General features: G+C 46.8%; 1 protein-coding gene. It reads right to left on the bottom strand.

The annotated features are described in order from the left end of the window. Window positions 1-166: 166 nt before the first annotated feature. Window positions 167-1,486, bottom strand: a 1,320-nt coding sequence (locus R7M72_RS24595) for a collagenase (protein ID WP_318056401.1), incomplete at its 5' end; no start/stop codon positions are given.

The raw sequence follows: 1,486 nt of genomic DNA, 5'->3' as shown, positions 1-1,486 counted from the left end.
GCCTATGTGCGCACCTCTTCTTGTTGCTGAAAGCTTTTCTTTGCACAAATAAATATGATTAACACTCATTAGTCGTCACAGAAAGCACTAAATACGCTCCGCCGATGACCAGATACAAAAACGCCCTGCCAATATGACAGGGCGTTTATTTGTGTCAAAATGCGCGTTACTCTCGGCAAGCTTCCGCGTCAAAATCTACAACAATCGCGGCATTTTCAAAACTGCCAGAGACTTTGATATAGCCCCAATAATTGGCTTGGTTTGAAACGGTTATGCACTCTTTGTTACCAGCATTGTCTGACCAACCATGTAGGTTTGAACCATCTGGCCAGCCTAGGTTGCTGTATTCAATTTTGAGGTCACCCGTGCCATTGCCAGTTGAGATAGCAATGTTCGCATGTTCATTAACTGCCGGCACACTCAGCCAAATGGTTTGCTGATTTGACAAACAGACAGGCTCGCCAGCATTTAAACGACCACCACTCACTTTGCTTTGTACCGCGCAATCTTGCGGAAGCGTACTACTGCCGCCAGTCGCCGAAACCGTCACATTGTGGGCCGCGGTAGCTGTCAAACCGTCATTATCTGTCACTGTTAAACTGACCGTGTACTGACCTTCACTCCCATATTGGTGCGTCGGCTGGGTTTGTGTGCTGGTCGTGCCATCACCGAAGTCCCACAACACACTGACGATTTGCCCGTCTGTATCCGTACTGTTCTCACTGCTGAATGTAATGCTTTCACCGACTTTTCCCTCATTGTTTGCGGTTATTACTGCATTAGGAGCGCCACCTGAAACCAATGACTGTTGCCACTGTTCAAACTCGCTCTGGTATAGGTTTGCCCATTGATTGATGGTCGCCTTGTAATTGCTCCAATTACCTTGGCGTGTTTCCACCAGCATTTGGTTTACATCATCTTTATGTCGCTCAAACATAAATCGAACGGCCAGATAGCCCCAGCGATAAATTCGGTCAACATCAAAGCCATCGTATGTTGTTTCAAAAACCTCGCTCAAGGTGTAAGTTGAGCCGTCTCGAATCGTATCTAACGCCGCTTGATTGTCTTTTTCGTTTGCGATGTATTCTGCAATGCCTTCACTCCACCACACTACCTTTTCAGTTGGATGACCAAAGCCGCCATAAAGGTCGAATCGGCCATCTAGGTAATGCACGTATTCATGTTCTAAGTTCCAAACAAAATGGTCAGGGTTCGCGTAAGACGCTTCATAAGCGACAAAGTTAGGAATATTGCCCGGCTTGGACGGATCACCCTCAAGGTACATGCCGCCGTTGTTGGTACTGATATCAAAGATTGGCCCCGCGTATTTGCCGTAGTCGTCGCTGGAATCAAAAATATTCACTTGAAGCTGTGTATTATGATCATCAGCGACTGGCTGCTCGCCAGTTTCCAAAGATTGATGAAAATACCCTTCTTCGTATCCCATTTTGCTACAAGCGGCCACATGCTGCTCTTGCGTCATGTT

Origin of the sequence: Vibrio sp. YT-18, assembly GCF_033337345.1 — a bacterium.
In the GTDB taxonomy this organism is placed as follows: Bacteria; Pseudomonadota; Gammaproteobacteria; order Enterobacterales; family Vibrionaceae; genus Vibrio; species Vibrio alginolyticus.
The sequence above is the reverse complement of the archived record's forward strand: the minus strand, read 5'-3'. Positions and strand labels throughout refer to the sequence as shown.